Genomic DNA, 15,817 nt, shown 5'->3' with positions numbered 1-15,817 from the left:
GCGGCGCGAACCTGCTTATCGGGGATCACGGATTTGAGGCAGGCCTTAGCGCATATTCAGTCGCAGGCGTCAAGGTTTTTGGCCGCAATCCTATCCTACCGGCCAGACATAGAGCAGTGCCGGCACGCTGACGAGCACGATGAGGAACGAAAGCGGCAGGCCCAGCCGCGGATAGTCGGAGAACCTGTAGCCGCCCGGACCGAAGACCAAGGTGTTGCACTGATGGCCGACGGGCGTCAGAAAATCGCAGCCGGCACCGATCGCCACCGCCATCAGGAAGGCCTCCGGCCTGAAGCCGAGGTTGGTGGCAAAGCTCGCGGCGATCGGTCCCATGACCAGCACGGTTGCCGCATTGTTCAGGAAAGGCGTAACCGCCATGGCGGTAACCAGGATCAGGCCGAGGGCGCCCCAGGCCGGAAGACTTGCTGCGACATTACCCAGCCAGCCCGCAATCAGCTCACTGCCGCCGGTCGTGCGCAGGGAATCGGAGACGGGGATGAGTGCCGCCAGCATGACGAGGATCGGGCCATCGACAGCCTTGTAGAAATCGGTCAGCGGGATGGCTCGAAAGACCACCATTCCCAGCGCGGCCGCGAAAAATGCGACCGGCACCGGCGCGATCCCGACGGCCGTGGCCGCCATGGCGAGCGCCAGTATGATGAGCGGAACAAAGGGGTGACGATGCGTCCCCAGCAGCACTTCTCTCTGGGCAAGCGGCAGGAGGGAGAAATCCTGCAGCACCGCCGGAAGATTCTTGCGGCTCCCTTGCAGCACCAGCACGTCGCCCGCCATCAGCGTCAACTGCCCGAGCCGCTCCTTCAACCGTTCGCCGCGACGGCTGATTGCCAGCAGGTTAACCCCGCGCGTGTAGGACAGCGCCATTTCCTTTGCCGAAAGTCCCGTCAGCGGGGATTCCTGGCTGACGATTGCCTCTACGGAAATGACGTCCGGCTGTATCTGGCCCTTCTGCGTCAGCGGCTTGCCCGAGAGCTTGAGCCTGCCGCTGGAGACGATCCTGTCGAGCGCCGTGGATGGCCCTTCCAGAAGCACGATATCTCCTTCCCGCAATGCGAGATCGGGAAAGGGCGACATGCGCGTCGTACCCCGCAGAACCGCAGTTGCGATCGCCTCGCCGTCTCCGAGCTTCAGGAGATCCCCGATGGACTTCTCCAGAACCGTCGACTGTCCGGTCACCGAGACTTCCGATGTATAGTTCTTGATTTCGATAGCTTCCTCGATCGAGCTGTTCTGTTTTGTCCGGCTCGGCACAAGCCAGTGGAAGAAGAGGAGGAAGGTGACGCCCACCAGCGTCAGGATCACGCCCATCGGCGTGAAGTCGAACATGGTGAAGGAGGTGCCGGTCAGCTCTTCCCGCAGCCGCGAGACGACGATGTTCGGCGATGTGCCGATCTGAGTCATCAGCCCTCCGAGCAAAGCCGAGAACGCCATCGGCATCAGGTATTTCGATGGCGAGGCTCCGGATTTCTTCGCAAACTGAAAGGCGACCGGCATCATGATCGCAAGTGCGCCGATGTTCTTGATGAACGCGGAAAGCACCGCCACGACAATCATCAGCAGCGCGAGCTGCGTATGAAGCGTGTCGAGGTTCGGGAAGAACTTCTTGATCGCCGTATCGACGATGCCGGACCGCGCCACCCCGGCGCTGACGACCAGCGCACTGCCGACGATGATGACGATGTCATCGGAGAAGCCGGAAAATGCCCGGTCGACCGGTACGACGCCGAGAGACACGGCCAATATGAGGGCACAGCAGGCCACCACGTCGTAGCGGAACCGATCCCAGATGAAGACCGCCATCATGATGGCAATCACGGTGAAGGCGAGGATCTGCTGTGTGGTCATGCGGCTCCGCAGCTTCGAGAGGCCGGGCTGCGAGCGTCCGCTCCCCAAAAGGAGTCGCCCTCTCTCGTAGCGCATCAATTCCGTCCGCTTCCCAAGGTTCCGATAAAGCAGGTTTATGCCCTGGACAACCCGGACCGGGAAGATAGTTTGGCGGCAGCGAACAGCCGTGTGAAGGAGGTCGATCAATGACGCAGGTACTGCATGTTCCAGTCAAACTGGCCGACGGCCGGGAAACGACGCTTGCGGAGCACAAAGGCAAAGTCATTCTGATCGTCAACGTCGCCTCCAAATGCGGTCTGACCAAGCAGTATGAAGGGCTCGAAAATCTCTATGAGGACAAGCGGGAGCGGGGTTTCGTTATCGCCGCCTTTCCGGCCAACAATTTCAAGGGACAGGAGCCAGGCACCGACGCAGAGATCGTCGAATTCTGCACGCTGACCTATGACGTCAAGTTTCCGATCTTTTCGAAAATCTTGGTGAAGGGCGAAGGCAAGCACCCCCTCTACAAGGAGCTTACGGGCTCGGGCGTGGCGACCACCGGCGATGGTCCGATGAAAGAGCGCCTGCGCGGCTTCGCCATGGAGGTTCTAGACGATGCCGAGATCCTCTGGAACTTCGAGAAATTCCTGATCGGCCGCAATGGCCAGATCGTCGCCCGTTTCGCCCCCGACGTTACAGCGGAAGACAGCCGTCTCGTTGCGGCGATCGATCGGGAACTGGCGAAGAATTAAAGGACGCCAGGTGGCGCCCTTTCGTATCCGCGTTTTTCAGTGCAGCGTCTGCTGCCCGGCCTTTTTCTTCCGGCGGGCGTTGCGGGCGACCATGTTCAAGATTTCGACCAGCGCCGAGAAGGCCATGGCCGAATAGACGTAGCCCTTGGGCACATGGAAGCCCATGCCGTCGGCGATCAGCGTCGTGCCGATCATCAGCAGGAAGCCGAGCGCCAGCATCACGATCGTCGGGTTCTTCTCGATGAAGTTGGCAAGCGGTGCTGCCGCCACCAGCATCACGGTCACCGCCGCGACCACTGCGACGATCATGATCGGCAGGTGTTCGGTCATTCCGACGGCGGTGATGATGCTGTCGATCGAGAAGACCAGATCGAGGAGGAGGATCTGTCCGATGGCGGCTGCGAAAGACACGCTGGCCGTACCGCCTACCATATCCTCCTTGTGATCCTCCGGATCGACGTTGTGGTGGATTTCCTTTGTCGCCTTCCAGACGAGGAAGAGGCCCCCGGCGATCAGGATGATGTCCTTCCACGAGAAGGCATGACCGAAAAGCTCGAAGAGCGGATTGGTCAACTGGACGATCCAGGCGATCGTGCCGAGCAGGGCGAGGCGCATGATCAGCGCGAGCCCGATGCCGATCTTGCGAGCCCTGTCGCGGTGCTCTGCCGGAAGCTTGTTGGTGAGGATGGAGATGAAGATCAGGTTGTCGATGCCGAGCACGACTTCCATGATCACAAGTGTAACGAGCGCTACCCAGGCCGCCGGGTCTGCTACAAGCGCTGCAATATCCATCCAGTCTTCCCTTTCAATCGCAAAAGATGATCGCCTGCCGATTTAAGGATCGGCAGCGGGAAGACAAGGGGCGGTTGCGTGACAACCGCCGAAATCAGGCCTGCTCGGTCTCTTTTGCGATCACGGATGTGTCATGAATGCCATAGGCAGCCATGAACACCTTGATGGCGCCGTTTACGACTTCATCGATTTCGGCCTGCGGAGGAGCGTCGCAAAGATCGCCGAACAGCCTCAACTTGAAGAACGTGCCGCTCGTCATGTCGATGAACTGGCGCGCAGCCAGATCGCTATGTTCGACGTTCAGATTGCCGAGCGCCACGTGCCGCCTGATGAAGTCGTCCAGCACGGTGCGGACGTTCATCGAGGGCGAATTGAAGAACTGCCGACAAAGGCTCGGCATGCGGTCGACGACGCCGATCACGGTCCGCATCGCGTTGATCACCTGCAAGGAGGTGATATGCGCCACGAAGTTGATCCCGAACCGATATAGTCCGACCTCGACCTCCTCGCTGCCGGCAAGAATATCGCGCATCCGCAGTGTGATGCGCTCCTTCTCGCGGGCGACGAGGGCCGCGAACAAGTCTTCCTTGTTCTGGAAATAGACGTATATCGTGCCCTTCGAGACCCCTGCCTCGCGGGTGATATCGTTCATGCTCGCCGCGTCGAAGCCGAGCTTCATGAAGACCCGGCTTGCGCCGTCGATGATCTGTTCCCGTTTCGCAGGATCTTCTCCCGCCGCGAAACGTCCGGCTGCAACCGGATCGGATTTCTCCTGTTTCGTTATCTGTCTGGCCATTTGATGCCTTTTTTAACCTTTTCGAACCGAGCGGTTCGATTGCCCTTGATATGTGTCATCGAAAGGTCTATGTCAAGCTCACTGAACCGAACGGTTCGATGGAATGCTGAACTCCCAAAGACGGTACATGAACATGACGGCCTCTCAAAATGGCGGCGCATTGCGCGCCGTAACGACGGACGATATTGGCGCCAACGAAGCCGAAGCCCTCAAGGAGCGGCCGACAACGGAGCAGCCCGCGGCAGAAGCGATCGCCGCGCCGGCTGCCGAGAAGGCGCCAGAAAAGAAGAAGCGGCGTGGATATATGTTGCCGATCATTGCGCTTGCCCTCCTCAGCGGCGCCGGATGGTATGGTTACAACTGGTGGACAGACGGTCGGTTCCTCGTCTCGACCGACGATGCCTATGTGGAAGGCAACCTCGCCGTCATTTCCCCCAAGGTCTCCGGTTACGTTGCAAAAGTAAACGTCGTCGAAAACCAGTCCGTCAAGGCCGGCGATCCCCTCGTCACCCTTGATAACGGGGATTATAAACTGGCCCTGGAAAAAGCTGAAGCCGCCATCGAATCCGCTAATCTGGCGATCGCGCGCATCGATGCCCAGATCGTCGGGGCCCAAGCTGCGCTCGAGCAGTCCAAGGCGCAGCAGGGCGCACTGGAAGCGGCAGTACGGGGCGCCGAGATCACCCAGAAGCGCGCCAGCGAGCTCGCCGCGAAATCCGTCGGCACCACTGCAGACCTCGACAATGCAAAGATCGCTCTCGAACAGGCCCGCGCCAATCTCGTCGCCGGCCAGGCTGCGGTCGCTTCCGCGGACGCGAATATCGGCCTCCTGCAGGCGCAGCGCAAGGAAGCGGTCAATACGGTCCGCACCCAGGAGCTTGCCCGCGATCAGGCGGCCCGCGACCTGAGCTTCACCGTGCTCAAGGCGCCCTATGACGGCGTGATCGGCAACCTCGCGGTCCAGACCGGCGACCTCGTTTCCGCCGGCAAGCGGCTCGCGTCGCTCGTGCCGCTCACCGAGCTCTATATCGAGGCAAACTTCAAGGAAACGCAGATCGGCCATCTGCAGCCCGGCTCGAAGGTGCGCGTGCATGTCGATGCCTACGAGGACCAGCCGATCGTCGGTACCGTCGAATCCATCGCACCGGCCTCCGGAGCGGTCTTCTCAATGCTGCCGCCGGAAAACGCGACGGGCAATTTCACCAAGGTCGTCCAGCGCGTCCCGGTGCGCATCTCGATCCCGAAGGAGGATCTGGTGCGTGAACATCTGCGTGCGGGGCTGAGTGTCGTCGTCGATGTCGATACCCGTACCGCACCTGACACCACCGCCGTGGCCGCGGCCAAGTAACCATCAAGGAGAACGGCCATGGCAACCGCAACGGCCGCGGCGGGCGCAATGCCCGCCGATCAACCTATGGACAGGCGCAAGCTCATCGCCTTCTTCGCGATGGTCTTCGGCATGTTCATGTCGATCCTCGACATCCAGATCGTCTCGGCGTCGCTGGCTGAAATCCAGGCCGGTCTTTCCGCCGGCTCGGACGAGGTTGCGTGGGTGCAGACGTCCTATCTGATCGCCGAGGTGATCATGATCCCGCTGTCGGGGACGCTCGCCCGCATCCTCTCGACGCGGGTACTCTTTTCGATCTGCGCCGGCGGCTTCACGATTGCCAGCGTGCTCTGCGCTACCGCCACCAATATCGAACAGATGATCGTCTACCGCGCGCTGCAGGGCTTCATCGGTGGGGGCATGATCCCTTCGGTCTTCGCAGCCGCATTCACGATCTTCCCGCCGTCGAAGCGCAGCATCGTTTCGCCGATCATCGGTCTCGTCGCGACCTTGGCGCCGACCATCGGCCCGACGGTCGGTGGATATCTTTCTCATGCCTTCTCGTGGCACTGGCTCTTCCTCGTCAACGTCATTCCCGGCATCCTGGTGACCGCGGTCGCCTGGAGCATGATCGATTTCGACAAGCCGCAGATGCAGCTCTGGAAGAAGTTCGACTGGTGGGGTCTTGCCTCCATGGCCCTTTTCCTCGGCTCGCTGGAATACGTTCTGGAGGAAGGCAACAACAAGGACTGGTTCAGCGACGAGCATATCGTCATCGGCACCCTGTTCATCGTCATCGGGGCGGTGGTCTTCTTCTGGCGGGCTTTCAAGATCGAATTCCCGGTGGTCGACCTCAGGGCCTTCGGCAACGCCAATTTCGCCTTCGGATCGCTCTTTTCCTTCGTGATGGGCGTCGGCCTCTACGGGCTGACCTATCTTTACCCGCTCTATCTCGGCCGCATCCGGGGCTATGACTCGCTGATGATCGGCGAGACCATGTTCGTTTCGGGCATCGCCATGTTCGTTTCCGCCCCCATCGTCGGGCGCCTCACGAACGTTCTCGACCTCCGGGTGATGATGGCGATCGGCTTCGGTGGATTTGCGCTCGGCACCTGGCTGCTGACGGGGATCACGGCGGACTGGGATTTCTACGAACTGCTCCTGCCGCAGATCCTGCGCGGTGCGTCGATGATGATGTGCATGGTGCCGATCAACAATATCGCGCTCGGTACGCTGCATCCCTCGCGCATCCAGGGAGCCTCCGGCCTGTTCAACCTCACCCGCAATCTCGGCGGTGCGGTTGGCCTCGCGATCATCAACACCCTGCTGACCCAGCGTTCCGACGCACACTACCAGCGGCTGGCCGAACACGTGAACTACGCCAATCCGGCAGCTCTCGACTGGCTGGAGAGCGTCGGCGCCAACTTCAATTCCTATGGGCTCGACGGCAACTCGGTGGCGCTCCAGAAGATTTCGGGGATCCTCACGCAGCAATCGTGGCTGCTCTCCTTCATGGACGTATTCCTGCTGCTGACCGGTCTTTTCGCCAGCCTGATCTTCTTCGTCTTCCTGATCGCCAAGCCTGCCGCCCCTGCCGGTGCGGGAGGCGGAGGCCACTAAGTTCCAGAGATTCCACCGCCGGAAAGGGCCGCCGCGCAAGCGACGGCCTTTTTCGTTCGGAGTAACTCCATGAGCTTCGAACATCGCTTGTGAAATTCTGATTTACGTACCTCAAAAATTGAGCTACGACCTCTTCGCGGAGGAGTTCATGAAGCCCACAGTGCATGACATCGCGAAAAGCGCGGGCGTCAGCCTTGCGACCGTCGACCGGGTTCTCAACAGCCGGCCCGGCGTTCGCGGCGTAACGCGCGCCAAGGTGGAAGAGGCGATCGTTGAGCTTGGTTATGTGCGCGATCTTGCCGCCGCAAATCTGGCCAAGGGTCGAACCTACTCCTTCATCTTCATCCTTCCCGAAAACGACAACTCTTTCATGATCGGCCTGCATGAGGAAGTGCGCGGGGCCATTGCCCGATCAAGCGCAGAGCGGACCCGTATCCGCATCGTCGATGTTCCGCCTTTCGATCCTGAGGCCCTCGTTGCCGCGCTGGAGAATGTGCTGGCCGAAAAGCCGGCCGGCGTCGCCTTCATCGCCGTCGATGCGCCGGAAGTCCGGGCCATGGCCGAACGCCTCCGCGAGGCAGGCATTCCGATGGTCACCCTGGTCTCGGATCTGCCGGATTCGTCGCGCGATCACTATGCGGGGATAGACAATATCGCCGCCGGTCGTACGGCGGGTAGCCTGATGGGCCGGTTCCTGATCGGTCGCGACGCGACCGTCGCAGTGCTGGCGGGCTCCATGCTGGTCCGCGACCATCGGGAGCGTCTGGAGGGCTTTTCGGCCGTCATCAGCGACCACTATTCCAACATCGTCATCCTGCCGGTGCTGGAAGGGCGCGACGATGCGGTGCTTGCGGAAAGGATGGTCGCCGATACGCTCCGCCGCCACCCTGATATCGCAGGCATCTACAGTCTCGGCGGCGGCAATCGCGGCTTGATCCGGGCGATCCAGAAGGCGGATGTGAAGCAGCCCGTCGTGATCGCCCACGAGCTCACGGGTTCGACGCGTTCCGCGCTTGGCGATGGCGTCATCGACGCCGTGCTGAACCAGGATGCCGGACACGAAGTCCGCAGCGCCATCCGCGTGCTGAAAGCCAAGGCGGACGGCTTGCCCGTGATCGCGGCGCAGGAGCGCATCCGCATCGACATTTTCTTGAAAGACAATCTGCCCTGAGCGCCGGCGCATCTGAAAAGCGTGAAGCGGTTTCGGAAAGATGCGCTGCAAACAAAAAAAGAGCCGCGAAGGCGGCGGAGTTTAGGAGAAACACCATGTATCTGGGACTCGATCTCGGCACCTCCGGCGTCAAAGCCATGCTGATCGACGGTGATCAGAAGATCATCGGCTCGGCAAGCGGCTCGCTCGACGTCTCGCGGCCGCATTCCGGCTGGTCGGAACAGGATCCGGCCCAGTGGATCCGCGCCACGGAAGAGGCCGTTGCAGGCCTCAAGCAGAAATTCCCGAAGGAGCTCGCGGCGGTAAAGGGCATCGGTCTTTCCGGCCAGATGCACGGCGCGACGCTTCTCGATGCCGAGGACAAGGTGCTCAGGCCCTGCATCCTCTGGAACGACACGCGCTCGTATGAAGAAGCCGCGGCGCTCGACGCAGATCCGCGCTTTCGCAAGATCACCGGCAATATCGTCTTTCCGGGCTTCACGGCGCCGAAACTCGTCTGGGTAAAGAACAACGAGCCGGAAATCTTCGCCAAGATCGCCAAGGTGCTGCTGCCGAAGGATTATCTCCGCCTCTGGCTGGCGGGCGAGCATATTTCGGAGATGTCGGATTCGGCCGGCACCTCCTGGCTGGATACCGGCGCACGCAAGTGGTCGTCGGAGCTTCTTGCGGCCACCGGTCTTTCCGAAAAGCAGATGCCGTCGCTGGTCGAGGGCACGGAGCAGGCCGGCAAACTGCGCGGTGAACTGGCCGTGGCCTGGGGCATGGGGACCGACGTCGTGATTGCCGGCGGGGCAGGGGACAATGCAGCATCCGCCTGCGGCATGGGTACGGTCGCGGCCGGCAACGCGTTTGTTTCGCTCGGCACATCAGGCGTACTCTTTGCCGCCAACGCATCCTATCTGCCGAAACCGGAAAGTGCGGTGCATGCCTTCTGCCACGCGCTGCCGAAGACCTGGCACCAGATGGGCGTCATCCTTTCCGCCACCGATGCACTCAACTGGTATTCGCATATCGCCGGCCGGTCCGCCGCCGAGCTTGCCGAGGAGCTGGGCTACACGCTGAAGGCACCGACCGGCGTTACTTTCCTGCCGTATCTTTCCGGCGAGCGCACCCCGCACAACGATGCCGTCATCCGCGGTTCCTTCATCGGCCTCGGGCACGAAAGCGGGCGCGCGGCGCTGACCCAGGCGGTGCTGGAAGGCGTGACCTTCGCGATCCGCGACAATCTCGAAGCGCTGAAATCCGCAGGCACTTCGATTTCCCGCGTGACGGCGATCGGCGGCGGTTCGCGCTCGCGCTACTGGCTGGCGTCGATTGCGACGTCGCTCGGCGTGCCGGTCGACATCCCGGCCGACGGCGATTTCGGCGCCGCCTTCGGGGCCGCCCGCCTCGGCCTGATCGCTGCGACCGGCGCCGATCCGCTCGCCGTCTGCTCGGCGCCCAAGACCGACCAGACCATCGAGCCGGTTTCGGGGCTGACGGAGGCTTATGAGGCTGCCTATGCGCGCTATCGCGCCGCCTATCCGGCGGTTCGGTCGCTGATGCAATGAGATGGAGGAGGCCCCCTCATCCGAACCTTCGGGCCACCTTCTCCCCGAGGGGAGAAGGGGACGGAGACGTTGCCGCAAATCCCTTCTCCCCAGCGGGGAGAAGGTGCCGGCAGGCGGATGAGGGGGCCTCCATCCGATGAACAACAATTTGAATACCCAAGGAGAAACCACCATGAGCACAGGCTTTTTCGGCGATATCGCCAAAATCAAATACGAGGGACCGGAAAGCACCAATCCGCTGGCCTTCCGTCACTACAATCCCGAGGAGATCGTCGGCGGCAAGCGCATGGAAGATCACCTGCGCTTTGCGGTCGCCTACTGGCACACCTTCACCTGGCCGGGCGGCGACCCCTTCGGCGGTCAGACCTTCCTGCGGCCCTGGTTCGAGGACACGATGCAGGCGGCGAAGCTGAAGGCCGACGTCGCGTTCGAGTTCTATCAGCTGCTCGGCGCGCCGTTCTACTGCTTCCACGACGCCGATGTGCGCCCGGAAGGCAAGACTTTCGCGGAAAACACCAAGAACCTCAACGAGATCGTCGACTATTTCGGACAAAAGCAGGCCGACACCGGCGTGAAGCTCCTCTGGGGCACGGCGAACCTCTTCTCCAACCGTCGCTTCATGTCGGGTGCTGCAACCAATCCCGATCCCGACGTCTTCGCCTACTCGGCTGCGACGGTGAAGACCTGCCTCGATGCCACCAAGCGCCTCGGCGGCGCCAACTACGTGCTCTGGGGCGGGCGTGAAGGCTACGAGACGCTGCTGAATACCGACCTGAAGCGCGAGCTCGACCAGCTGGGCCGCTTCCTCAACCTGGTCGTCGAATACAAGCACAAGATCGGCTTCGAAGGCACGATCCTGATCGAGCCGAAGCCGCAGGAGCCGACCAAGCACCAGTACGATTACGACGTCGCGACGGTCTATGGCTTCCTCAAGAAGAACGGCCTGGAAAACGAGGTGAAGCTCAATATCGAGCAGGGTCATGCGATCCTGGCCGGCCATTCCTTCGAACATGAACTGGCGCTCGCAAATGCGCTCGGCATTTTCGGTTCGATCGACATGAACCGCAACGACTACCAGTCGGGCTGGGATACGGACCAGTTCCCGAACAACGTGCCGGAAATGGCGCTCGCTTACTATCACGTCCTTTCGGGCGGCGGCTTCAAGAACGGCGGCACCAACTTCGACGCCAAGCTTCGCCGTCAGTCGCTCGATCCGCAGGATCTCCTGATCGGCCATATCGGCGGCATGGACTGCTGCGCCCGCGGTCTCAAGGCAGCGGCGAAGATGATCGAGGACGGCGCGCTTTCGAAGCCGCTCGATGCGCGTTATTCGAAGTGGGAGAGCCCGGAAGCGCAGAAGATGCTGCGTGGCGAGTACAAGCTCGACGAGATCGCCGCCAAGGTCGAGCGTGAAAACATCAATCCGGAGCCCGTCTCGGGCCGGCAGGAATATCTGGAAAACGTGGTCAACCGCTACGTCTGACGTTTCGCCGCTTTCATGAACAGCAAGGCCCAGGCTTTCCGGAGCTTGGGCCTTTTCGCACCGGTCATCCGGATCTCAATGGCGGAGGGGCCTGAACAGGCTTGCTGCTGACGAATGTCTCACGCGGAGTTCTGGCGGGATCTGACGGCACGGTAGGTCCTGATGATCGTCTCGGCCACCTCCGATGCGATATCGGGTGTCGTCTGGTAGTTGATGACCGAAAGGCGCATCACCTGCCTGCCGCGCCAGTTCGCCCCGCCGGCAAACATCGATCCTTCCTGCTGCAGCCTGAAAATCGTGTTCTTCGTCAGGTGATCACCCTGTTCGGGTGGCAGGTCGCTGCCGAAACGCAGGATGAGCTGATTGAGGACCACTTCGTTGATGACGGCTATTCCCGGCTCGCCCGACAATCTTTCCGCCAGCAGGGCCGTCGCGTCGCAGGCGTTGTCGACAAGTGCGGTGATACCGTCTCGGCCGAGATGCTTCATCATCGCCCATGTGGGAAACCCTCGAGCCCGCCTGGAAAGCTCCGGCACATAATGGGATGGGTCGCGCTCCTCGTCGTTTGCGAGCGGCAGGTAGCTCGCGGCAATCGTCATGGCGCGCCGATGCGCAGTTTCGTCCCTGACGATCGCATAGCCGCTGTCATAGGGGGTCTGCAGCCATTTGTGGCCGTCGGTCGCCCAGCTGTCGGCCTGATCCACTCCAGGAGTAAGATGACGCGTTTTCGACGAGGCCTGCGCCCAGAGACCGAATGCGCCGTCGATATGGATCCAGGCGTTCTTGCTCCTCGCCAGCGGTATAAGCGAGGCAAAGTCGTCAAAGGCGCCGGTATTGATCTGCCCGGCCTGCAGGATGACGATCGCCGGGCCGTCCACTTCGGCAATCGAGCGGGCGAAGGACGCGTTGTCGATCCTGCCCTGCTCATCGGTCGCTACCCGGACCACGCGATCATGCCCGAGCCCCAGAAACTGGAGGGCGGAGAAGACCGTGGTATGGGCGTCATCTCCGATCAGCACGGAGACCGGCGGCGCTCCGAACAGGCCTTTTGCATCCGCGTCCCAGCCGGCGTGTCGCAGCACCTGGCTTCGCGCCGCTGCAAGGCAGGTGAAATTGGCAACCGTCGCACCGGTCACGAAACCGACCGAACATCCCGGCGGAAGGGAAAGAACGTCGAGCAACCAGCGGGCCGCGATGGTTTCGACGGCAGCGGCCGAGGGCGAGGCGGTGTGGTTTCCGGCATTCTGTCCCCAGGCGCTGGTAAGGAAATCCGCAGCAACGCCCATCGGATGGGATCCGCCGATCACCCAGCCGAAAAACCGTGGCCCGGCCATAAGGTGAAGGCCTGGATCCGCCTTTTCGGCAAGCAGCGCCAGAACGTCTTCCATATCGGTTCCGAGCTTCGGCAAATCCTCCGAAAAAGCCTCGACCGATGCCGCATAGTCGCGTGCGGGCCGGTGAGGGCGGTTGAGAACCGATGCTCGAAAATTCGATGCAAGGCGTGCCGCCATTGAAAACAGTCTCTCAGTCGTCACCGCCGTCGCTCCCGAAACCATTTCTGCGGAAAGCATACACCGATCGTTGATCGTCGTCTCCGTCGGGAAACTCTGCGGACCCTCGTTCGCCGGTTGAATTGCCCGCGATCTCTCTAAGTAATTCGAGGTAGTTGCAGGGTGGTGGACAAGTCGCGGCTGCATCACTGGTTGCAGACCGGGCGGGCATGGTGTGAAATCGCATAAACCTGCTTTACGTACCTCAGAAACTCGGTTAGCGTCGCTCTCGGGAGGAAATTTAGGTGCAGTTCGTTGTTTTCAAAAGCGCGGGCGGTTCGGCCGTGACCCGGTGCGGGATCGCGGATTGCGGCTCGTCGAGTGACTGTCCATGACGGTACCGGAAGCCAACCCATCGGTGCCGTTGCTGGAGGCCACCGGCCTTTCCAAGACGTTCGGTATCGTCGAGGTCCTGAAGGACATCAACCTCACCGTCCGTCCCGGTGAGGTGCACGCGATCATCGGCGAAAACGGCGCCGGCAAATCCACCCTGATGAAAATCCTTGCTGGCAATCAGCCGCCCACTCGCGGCGAAATCCGCATGGACGGCGGGGTGGTGAGCTTTTCTGGCCCGGTCGACGCGGAAAATCGCGGCATCGTGCTGGTGCATCAGGAAATCCTGCTCGCGCCGGATCTGACCGTCGCGCAGAACATCTATCTTGGCCGTGAACTGCACAAGGGCATCTTCATCGACGATCGCGCCATGAATGAAGGCGCGGCGCGCGCGATCCGTGACCTCGGCGGCGATATCGATCCGAATGCGATCGTCTCGCGCCTGTCGATCGCCCAGCGCCAGATCGTGCAGATTGCCCGCGTGCTGCTGGTACCGCACCGTATCGTCATCTTCGACGAGCCGACCGCCTCCCTGACACCGCACGAGACCGAGGCGCTCCTGAAGGTCATCAAGGACATCCGTGCCAAGGGCGTCGGCGTGCTCTACATTTCCCACCGCCTGCCGGAGGTGAAGGAGATCGCCGACCGCGTCACGGTGTTGCGGGATGGCCGCCTCGTCGCCTCACATCCGGCGAGCGAACTCGAGCCGGCCGACATGGCGCGCCTGATGGTCGGTCGCGACGTGGCGAAGCTTTATCCCGACCGGCATGCCGGGCAGGCGCGCGAAGCGGTTCTGCAGGTCGAACATCTCAATGTCCCCGGCTATGCGCAGGATGCTTCCTTCGAGCTTCGCAAGGGTGAAATCCTCGGCTTTGCGGGCCTTGTCGGCGCCGGGCGCACCGAGCTGATGGAAGGCCTGGTCGGTCTTCGCCCGAGCCGCGGTAGCGTGCGCCTCAACGGCCAGCCGGTCGATTTCCGCGACGTTCATACCAGCCTCAAGGCCGGCATCGCCTACCTTTCCGAAGACCGGAAAGGAAAGGGTCTGCTGCTCACCAAGGACCTGCGCGTCAACCTGACGCTCTCTTCGCTCGGCAAGTTCGTCGGGGCGCTGCAGATCGACCGGAAACGGGAGAGCGAGGCGCTCGACCGGGCGATCCAGGATTTCGACATCCGCACCGGCCGGAAGGATATCCTTGCCGGTCAGCTCTCCGGCGGCAATCAGCAGAAGCTTCTGCTTGCCAAGATGATGATGCTCGACCCTTCGATCGTCATCATCGACGAGCCGACGCGTGGTATCGACATCGGCAACAAGGAACAGATCTACAAATTCATTGCCAGGCTGGCGGAGGAGGGGCGTTCGATCATCGTCGTGTCCTCCGAGATGCCGGAACTGATCGGCATCTGCGACCGCATCCTCGTCATGCGGTCCGGCCGGATCGTCGGCGAGGTGACGGGAGAACACATGAACGAGAATGAGATCGTCCAGCTTGCGACGGGCGTGAAGACGGGGGAGGCCGCCTGATGAGTTCCGTTGCAACCGAACCGACAAAGGCACCGAAGACATCCAAGGATTGGGATATGGCGGCGATTGCGCCGTTCATCGCGCTCGCACTTCTTCTGGTGCTCGGCTATTTCGCCAATCCGAATTTCGTTTCCGTCGCCAATATCCTCAACGTCATCACCCGCAGTGCCTTCATCGCGATCATCGCGCTCGGCGCCACCTATGTGATCTCGTCCGGCGGGCTCGATCTTTCGGTCGGCTCGATGGTCGCCTTCGTGGCGAGCCTGATGATCCTGTTTCTGAATTCCGGGACGATTGCCGATCCGATGCTGCTCCTGATTACGGGCATGCTGCTGACGATCGCGCTGGGTGCCGCCTGTGGGCTGGCAAACGGGCTGATCACCACGATCGGGCGCATTGAACCGTTCATCGCCACGCTCGGCACGATGGGCATCTATCGCGGGCTCACCACATGGCTCTCCCAGGGCGGCGCCATCACGCTGCGCGACCGCGAACTGCAGGCGCTCTACCGGCCGGTCTATTTCGGTTCGGTCGCCGGCGTGCCCGTGCCGATCGTCATCATCTTCGTCACCGCGGCCATTGCCGCCTTCGTGCTCTACCGCACCCGCTACGGCCGGCATGTGATCGCGGTCGGGTCGAACGAGGACGTGGCGCGCTATTCCGGCATATCCGTCAACAAGGTCCGCACGGTGGCTTATGTCATCCAGGGCCTCTGCGTCGCAGTCGCCGTGCTGCTCTACGTCCCGCGCCTCGGTTCCACGTCTGCCACGACCGGCATTCTGTGGGAGTTGCAGGCGATCACAGCGGTGGTCGTAGGCGGTACGGCGCTGCGCGGCGGGGTGGGCCGCATCTGGGGTACGGTCTGCGGCGCCTTCATTCTCGAAATCGTCGGCAATATCATGCTGCTTTCGAATTTCGTCAGCGAATATCTGATCGGCGCGATCCAGGGGGCGATCATCATCATCGCCATGCTGGTGCAGCGGTCGCTGATGCGCAAGTGAGGCAGTGAGATGAGGAGATTGGCCGGGCACCGGGTCGCGCCCGTCCTTCCAGGATGAGACCCTGATAACAGTGGGAGA

12 protein-coding genes are annotated in these 15,817 nt (G+C 61.7%); 8 read left to right on the top strand and 4 right to left on the bottom strand.

All coding sequences use genetic code 11. From position 1 onward, the window contains the following. Window positions 1-90: 90 nt before the first annotated feature. Window positions 91-1,863: an SLC13 family permease gene (locus tag C5L13_RS24540; protein WP_105385997.1), complete on the bottom strand. Its 1,773-nt coding sequence runs from the start codon at window positions 1,861-1,863 to the stop codon at window positions 91-93. Between the two features lie 185 nt (window positions 1,864-2,048). Between C5L13_RS24540 and C5L13_RS24535 the strand changes: the two genes are divergently transcribed. Next, a complete protein-coding gene (locus C5L13_RS24535) occupies window positions 2,049-2,594 on the top strand; it encodes a glutathione peroxidase (protein WP_105385899.1) in 546 nt (181 codons plus the stop codon). Between the two features lie 36 nt (window positions 2,595-2,630). Here the strand turns inward: C5L13_RS24535 and C5L13_RS24530 are convergent, their stop codons facing one another. Both C5L13_RS24530 and C5L13_RS24525 read right to left on the bottom strand, forming a co-directional pair. Beyond that, complete coding sequence (locus C5L13_RS24530; RefSeq protein ID WP_105385898.1) at window positions 2,631-3,386, bottom strand: TerC family protein; 756 nt, start codon at window positions 3,384-3,386, stop codon at window positions 2,631-2,633. A 94-nt stretch (window positions 3,387-3,480) separates the two neighbouring features. Further along, complete coding sequence (locus C5L13_RS24525; RefSeq protein ID WP_105385897.1) at window positions 3,481-4,182, bottom strand: TetR/AcrR family transcriptional regulator; 702 nt, start codon at window positions 4,180-4,182, stop codon at window positions 3,481-3,483. A gap of 133 nt (window positions 4,183-4,315) precedes the next feature. Between C5L13_RS24525 and C5L13_RS24520 the strand changes: the two genes are divergently transcribed. The 5 genes from C5L13_RS24520 to xylA all read left to right on the top strand — a co-directional run bounded on the left by C5L13_RS24520 (window position 4,316) and on the right by xylA (window position 11,333). After that, complete coding sequence (locus tag C5L13_RS24520) at window positions 4,316-5,530, top strand: HlyD family secretion protein (protein WP_170117323.1); 1,215 nt, start codon at window positions 4,316-4,318, stop codon at window positions 5,528-5,530. 18 nt (window positions 5,531-5,548) lie between these two features. Then, window positions 5,549-7,129, top strand: a complete 1,581-nt coding sequence (locus C5L13_RS24515; protein ID WP_170117318.1) for a DHA2 family efflux MFS transporter permease subunit — start codon at window positions 5,549-5,551, stop codon at window positions 7,127-7,129. A gap of 148 nt (window positions 7,130-7,277) precedes the next feature. Continuing rightward, entirely contained in the window at window positions 7,278-8,300 is a 1,023-nt protein-coding gene (locus C5L13_RS24510) for a LacI family DNA-binding transcriptional regulator (protein WP_105385895.1), read from the top strand. Between the two features lie 95 nt (window positions 8,301-8,395). Further along, window positions 8,396-9,850 carry a xylulokinase gene (gene xylB / locus C5L13_RS24505; RefSeq protein WP_105385894.1) on the top strand — a complete coding sequence of 485 codons (1,455 nt, stop codon included), beginning with the start codon at window positions 8,396-8,398 and terminating at the stop codon, window positions 9,848-9,850. Between the two features lie 172 nt (window positions 9,851-10,022). Further along, a complete protein-coding gene (gene xylA / locus C5L13_RS24500) occupies window positions 10,023-11,333 on the top strand; it encodes a xylose isomerase (RefSeq protein WP_105385995.1) in 1,311 nt (436 codons plus the stop codon). Window positions 11,334-11,452: 119 nt separating this feature from the next. Here the strand turns inward: xylA and C5L13_RS24495 are convergent, their stop codons facing one another. Beyond that, window positions 11,453-12,889: a pyridoxal phosphate-dependent decarboxylase family protein gene (locus C5L13_RS24495; protein WP_105385994.1), complete on the bottom strand. Its 1,437-nt coding sequence runs from the start codon at window positions 12,887-12,889 to the stop codon at window positions 11,453-11,455. A 325-nt stretch (window positions 12,890-13,214) separates the two neighbouring features. Between C5L13_RS24495 and C5L13_RS24490 the strand changes: the two genes are divergently transcribed. Continuing rightward, the gene (locus C5L13_RS24490; RefSeq protein WP_105385893.1) at window positions 13,215-14,738 is read left to right on the top strand and encodes a sugar ABC transporter ATP-binding protein; all 1,524 of its coding nucleotides are present in this window, start codon (window positions 13,215-13,217) and stop codon (window positions 14,736-14,738) included. Next, window positions 14,738-15,739 carry an ABC transporter permease gene (locus C5L13_RS24485; protein WP_105385892.1) on the top strand — a complete coding sequence of 334 codons (1,002 nt, stop codon included), beginning with the start codon at window positions 14,738-14,740 and terminating at the stop codon, window positions 15,737-15,739. Before C5L13_RS24490 ends, C5L13_RS24485 begins: the two co-directional genes overlap by 1 nt. Window positions 15,740-15,817 lie beyond the last annotated feature (78 nt).

The sequence above is a fragment of the Neorhizobium alkalisoli genome, assembly GCF_002968635.1.
GTDB classification, from domain to species: domain Bacteria; phylum Pseudomonadota; class Alphaproteobacteria; order Rhizobiales; family Rhizobiaceae; genus Neorhizobium; species Neorhizobium alkalisoli.
Note: the sequence above shows the minus strand (reverse complement) of the source record. Positions and strands in the feature narration are given on the sequence as shown.

What these genes read in the sequence shown, in the direction of transcription:
- C5L13_RS24540 (WP_105385997.1), bottom strand. Translation starts at nt 1,863, where the DNA reads ATGACCACACAGCAGATCCTCGCCTTCACCGTGATTGCCATCATGATG.
- C5L13_RS24535 (WP_105385899.1), top strand. Translation starts at nt 2,049, where the DNA reads ATGACGCAGGTACTGCATGTTCCAGTCAAACTGGCCGACGGCCGGGAA.
- C5L13_RS24530 (WP_105385898.1), bottom strand. Translation starts at nt 3,386, where the DNA reads ATGGATATTGCAGCGCTTGTAGCAGACCCGGCGGCCTGGGTAGCGCTC.
- C5L13_RS24525 (WP_105385897.1), bottom strand. Translation starts at nt 4,182, where the DNA reads ATGGCCAGACAGATAACGAAACAGGAGAAATCCGATCCGGTTGCAGCC.
- C5L13_RS24520 (WP_170117323.1), top strand. Translation starts at nt 4,316, where the DNA reads ATGACGGCCTCTCAAAATGGCGGCGCATTGCGCGCCGTAACGACGGAC.
- C5L13_RS24515 (WP_170117318.1), top strand. Translation starts at nt 5,549, where the DNA reads ATGGCAACCGCAACGGCCGCGGCGGGCGCAATGCCCGCCGATCAACCT.
- C5L13_RS24510 (WP_105385895.1), top strand. Translation starts at nt 7,278, where the DNA reads ATGAAGCCCACAGTGCATGACATCGCGAAAAGCGCGGGCGTCAGCCTT.
- xylB (WP_105385894.1), top strand. Translation starts at nt 8,396, where the DNA reads ATGTATCTGGGACTCGATCTCGGCACCTCCGGCGTCAAAGCCATGCTG.
- xylA (WP_105385995.1), top strand. Translation starts at nt 10,023, where the DNA reads ATGAGCACAGGCTTTTTCGGCGATATCGCCAAAATCAAATACGAGGGA.
- C5L13_RS24495 (WP_105385994.1), bottom strand. Translation starts at nt 12,889, where the DNA reads ATGGTTTCGGGAGCGACGGCGGTGACGACTGAGAGACTGTTTTCAATG.
- C5L13_RS24490 (WP_105385893.1), top strand. Translation starts at nt 13,215, where the DNA reads ATGACGGTACCGGAAGCCAACCCATCGGTGCCGTTGCTGGAGGCCACC.
- C5L13_RS24485 (WP_105385892.1), top strand. Translation starts at nt 14,738, where the DNA reads ATGAGTTCCGTTGCAACCGAACCGACAAAGGCACCGAAGACATCCAAG.